4 protein-coding genes are annotated in these 4,847 nt (G+C 55.0%); 1 reads left to right on the top strand and 3 read right to left on the bottom strand.

The genetic code is table 11. From position 1 onward, the window contains the following. Nucleotides 1-74 precede the first annotated feature (74 nt). Nucleotides 75-656 carry a hypothetical protein gene (locus tag ACPF7Z_RS19185; protein ID WP_425194840.1) on the bottom strand — a complete coding sequence of 194 codons (582 nt, stop codon included), beginning with the start codon at nucleotides 654-656 and terminating at the stop codon, nucleotides 75-77. Nucleotides 657-902: 246 nt separating this feature from the next. Between ACPF7Z_RS19185 and ACPF7Z_RS19180 the strand changes: the two genes are divergently transcribed. Beyond that, nucleotides 903-1,982 carry an IS110 family transposase gene (locus tag ACPF7Z_RS19180; RefSeq protein ID WP_322528658.1) on the top strand — a complete coding sequence of 360 codons (1,080 nt, stop codon included), beginning with the start codon at nucleotides 903-905 and terminating at the stop codon, nucleotides 1,980-1,982. 309 nt (nucleotides 1,983-2,291) lie between these two features. On the opposite strand, the gene ACPF7Z_RS19175 is transcribed toward ACPF7Z_RS19180, so the two are convergent. Further along, nucleotides 2,292-3,707, bottom strand: a complete 1,416-nt coding sequence (locus tag ACPF7Z_RS19175; RefSeq protein WP_425194839.1) for an amidase — start codon at nucleotides 3,705-3,707, stop codon at nucleotides 2,292-2,294. Nucleotides 3,708-4,008: 301 nt separating this feature from the next. Then, nucleotides 4,009-4,746, bottom strand: coding sequence for an aromatic amino acid transport family protein (locus ACPF7Z_RS19170; protein WP_425194838.1), 738 nt, complete (start codon nucleotides 4,744-4,746; stop codon nucleotides 4,009-4,011). Between the last annotated feature and the right edge of the window lie 101 nt (nucleotides 4,747-4,847).

The raw sequence follows: 4,847 nt of genomic DNA, 5'->3' as shown, positions 1-4,847 counted from the left end.
CGTATCAAGCACTTCCAGAAGCTGGAACTGGTCGTCAGCAACGTCAAGTTCCAGGACGGAGAGCAGATAACCGATCAATCAGACAGGAATGCGGCCTGACCGTCATCCACCAGATTTGACAATAACTCCTTCGCCACCGGGTCAGTCTGTACCTGCTGTTCGATGCTCGCCGTTATTGCATCAATGCGGCCATTCAAGTGACGCAGATCCTCCGCAAGGCCAGCCAGCAGCACACGGAAGGCATCCGTCAGGCCATTATCGGCACCTTCCAACCAGCGAGGCAGTGCAGTCCGGAGCTGACCAATACCGACTGGCGCCGCCAGCCCGTACTCGCCGACCAGGCCGCGGATCTGGTTGGCCTTGGCTGTCCGCTGACGGACCAGCTCTTCACGAATCCGATGTCCCGCCTGGACATCGTGCTGGTCGACGGCCTTGACTGCAACGAAGCGCATGCTGGGCCGGCTCATGGCTTCGGCATCGACACGGTCGTTCCTGTTGCTCTTGACGTAGGGCTTGACGAACTGGGCCGCAATCAGCTTGACCTGATAGCCGCGCGTCTGCTGCGCACGCGCCCAGTGGTGAGACGCAGCGCAGGCTTCCATTCCGATAGTAAGACTACAAAGTGCCAGGTGTTCCTGGGTTGATCTAACACTCACAGTGATCGATCTATCCTGAAGACCTGGTGCCGTGAGTGTTCTCGGGTTTCCTGACCCGCATTCCGATCGACCATGGCCAAGTGTCTTTCCCTGGACCTGTCGGTTACCCGGGAACATCTAACGGCGAGGTTTCGCCTCGTCGAAGCATGTGACCCAAGAAGGGCCTGACAGCCTGTCTCGTTACTGTCGTGTCCAGGCTATCGAACTCGGTGAAACCATCCTGAACCGATAGTCTGGAGACCCGCCATGAACCAGCAACACAGTGACCGCCCTGGCATTGTCGGCGGCGTTGATACCCATAAGGATCTGCATGTGGCCGCGGTCGTGGATGCCCATGACCGCGTTCTTGGTTCCGCCGGTTTTCCGACCACCCGGCATGGCTACAAAACGATGCTGACTTGGATGCGCTCCTTCGGCGAGATCAGCCGGGTGGGTGTCGAATGTACCGGCACCTACGGAGCTGGCCTACTGCGCTACTTTCAGCACACTGACATCACCATTCTGGAGGTTACGACGCCCGATAAGAGCGTACGGCGCAAGCGTGGCAAGAATGACACCCTCGATGCGGAAAACGCCGCCCACGCGGCCTACGCAGGAATTCGCACTGTCACGCCGAAGACACGTGACGGCATGGTCGAGGCCTTGCGCGTGCTGAAAGTTTGCCGGAAGACTGCAGTCGAGGCTCGTCGTGTGGCGCTCCAGATGATTCAGACCCAGGTGATCTCAGCGCCAGAGGAACTGCGCGACCTACTGAGAAAAATGACGCGGATGCAGTTGATCCGGACGCTGGCAGCATGGCGACCCGACCTGAGCGGGTACCGAGATATTACGATGGCCTATCGTATCGCCCTGAAGTCCCTCGCTCGCCGCTACCTGGAGCTGCATGACGAGATCGCCGATCTGGATATCATGATCAAGGCCATCGTCGATGAACTGGCACCCGAATTGGTGTCGCGGACTGCGGTAGGCTACGAGTCGGCAGGACAATTACTGATCACGGCGGGCGACAACCCGGACCGCCTCGGCTCAGAAGCCAGCTTTGCGGCGCTATGCGGTGTCAGCCCGATTCCTGCCTCGTCAGGAAAGATGCAGCGGCACCGGCTCAATCGGGGTGGCGATCGGGCCGCCAATAGTGCGCTGCATATCATCGCCATCGGGCGACTACGCCTGGATGCCATCACGCAGGCGTATGTCTCGCGACGGATGGCGGAAGGACACTCCAAACTGGAAGCTATCCGCTGTCTGAAACGCTATATCGCCCGGGAGCTGTACTATGTGCTGCGCAACCGCCATCGTGAGATCCGTCAAGCACAAATCGCCACTTGACACTTAGAAGGGCGTCCTCGGCTCCGACAGGCACGCGTTTGTAGAGAGCATCGAGCCACCTATCACGGGAGTACTTGCCGCTCCACTGGACCTGATCATGGCGATCCACAGCGTGAACATGAAAAACGGACTTTGCGATATCGACGCCGACCCGGCTAGTGTTCATGGGGAGTTCTCCTCATCCGCAAGCTGGTAAGTGATGCTCTCACCCACCAGTGTGGCGCAGCGACACCGGTGTAGGGTGGGGAGGACTCCATCCCATTGGTTACGATCAAACCATCTGATGCGTGCTCCTTCGTTTCTTCAATTTCAATGAAGGGAGTGTCCTTGAAAAAGTTTCGGCTGTGGAGGGGGGGCAAGTAGGGCTTCTAGGCTAGCGGCGATCAAGAGAGCCCTGGTTTCAGCATGGCCGGGGGCATTCAACTGTAGACCTAGCGGTAAGCCGGAGGCGTCAGTACCCATCGGTAGGGTGACGGCACACCAGTCGAGATAATTGGCGGGCTGTGTATTGCGAGACATCCCCATGGCGGCCTGCATGGCAACGTCAGGGTTATTAAGTTCTTGTACGCGTTGGGGGGGAGCCTGCGTTGTCGGACTCACGATGATATCCGCCGTATCGAATACTTGGCTGGCGGCTTTGGCATGCCGTCGCCGCGCCTCAGCCGACGCTAGATAATCATGTGCACTGATATCGAAACCTACCGCGATACGTGCCGCAATTATGGGGTCAATCTGCTGACGATTGGCCAAGAAATTATCCTCACCCAGCCAGGCCAGCAGGTGAGCGGGCATGGCGATCGGGAAGTACTGTTCGCGTCCGTCCAAATGAGGAATATCAACAGTTCGTAATTTGGCGCCATGTCTCTCGAACTCGGCCAGTGCGCGTTCAAATGCGATCTGCACCCCCCTTGATAGCCCCTCCAAGAAGTAGCGCGAGGGAACGCCCAGAGTGATCTGGTCGAGCGTGACCGGACGTTGTCTCGTTGATTCTTTTTTTGTGATATATCGATTCAACGTCTCGAAGGCCAGTGCCGCATCGCATGCTGAGCGAGTCAAAAGCCCGATAGTGTCGGTATTAGGCTCGAGAGGAAAGACGCCGTTATTAGGCCAAAGCCCAGCTGTAGTCTTCAGGCCAAACAGTCCACACATGGCGGCTGGCACACGAACGGAGCCGCCTGTATCGGATCCGATGGACAGGGCGCAAAGGCCAGCAGCCAATGCTACGCCGGCACCCGAGCTAGAACCACCGGGTAGACGGTGATGCTGGTCATCCCAAGGATTCCAGGGTGTACCACGAGAAGTAGAGTTTCCGGTGATGCCAAGAGCAAACTCTACCATCCGAGTAGTGCCTAAAATTATGCAGCCAGACATCTTCAATGCGCGGATGAAGGGACCCTCTTCGCGTCCTAGTTTTTCCTGAATCGGGAGGTTGGAGCCGACATGGGGTATTATACCGTCGATGATAAAGAGATCTTTGACCGAGACAGGCACCCCCATAAGGGGCCCCAGATCGACCCCATTGGTCAGTAGGCTATCCATAGCGCGTGCCGTGGCCAAGGCCCGCTCAGCATCCACCTGCTCGTATGCCTGAAGTAGGGGGTCTAGAACCTCGATACGTGCTAAGTAGTCAAGGACGGCCTGCTCCGAGGTGGCCTTTCCTTGACGCAGGGCTTTGGCGAACCCGGCGATGCCTAGTCCGGCGATGGGGTCCCGAGGCATGGTCATAAATACTCCCTTGATCTGTTGTGGTGTATAGTGTTCCGAGGGGGCTGATTAGATCGCTGGTGACGGTTTCTTTGTATTCCGTATAAATTTGTACATATAATATAGTTTTAGTCGAAGTGTGCTAATATAAACAACTATGATAGGATATCAGCGTTAGATTAGAGCAAGCAAAAAAGCGTAATTGTTTCATATGAGCTGCCATATCACCCAAACTGACTGATAATCTAAATAAAAAATACTATTAAAGAGATAGTTGTTGCTCCATCACTAGATGGAGCAACTGGTTATAGCTTGTGCCCTATCAGATGCGAGTGTAAACAGTATACAAGGCAGCCAGGGTGAAAATAATAACGATAACTCCCTGTATCATAGGGTGTGCAAGGTTACCGCAAGTCCACTCTGGTTTCCTGTCGCCATGCTTTCGTGCTCTGTTGACCATAAGGATGGGGAGCACGGCCATAAGCACGCCGGCAAAGGCCCCCGCAAAAGAAATTGCATCTACAAATCCGATAAAGTCGCTATATGCCACTATAAAAGGGGGAACAGCAACTGTTGTTATTGCGATCAGGCGATATTTAACATCCCACTCTGAAGGGAATTTAAATTGATCCACTAGGTTAGTCAAAGCTGTCTCTCCTATGGCCCAGAAAGAGGTAACAAAGGCAAGCAGGGTGAAAACGTTACCTGCAATAAAAGCCCACGGACCTAACGCCTGCCCCCAGGCTACCGTAGCGACTTCTGTGACTTCGTCAGGCCCGCTGAGGCCAAGGGTGACAGCTACAACAGCTATGAATAATAAGCCGAGAATAATTTGACTTGTTACTATGCAACTAGGTAGACGTCTCACATTACCGCTCTCTGCAAAACCTCTTGCAATCGCAGGAACAGTATATTGCGATATAAAGCTAAAGAGAACCAAGCTAAAAATGGGAATCCCTTGGATTATGCTAACATTAGCGAGATATTTCCACTCGACTCCAGGTCCAATTAATGTGGCTGCGATAAGTACTAGCAGGAGCAGGGCGGTCTCAAGTTCCAAGCGCAACGCTATTGAAGGGTGCTCGGTCCGCCGACGGATTTCTTTAGCACCTCGGCGTAGACTTCCAGTGGGGTTCGCCAGTCCAGCGTCTGGCGAGGCCG

Origin of the sequence: Halomonas sp. GXIMD04776 (assembly GCF_049808615.1) — a bacterium.
Classification (GTDB): domain Bacteria; phylum Pseudomonadota; class Gammaproteobacteria; order Pseudomonadales; family Halomonadaceae; genus Modicisalibacter.
Note: the sequence above shows the minus strand (reverse complement) of the source record. Positions and strands in the feature narration are given on the sequence as shown.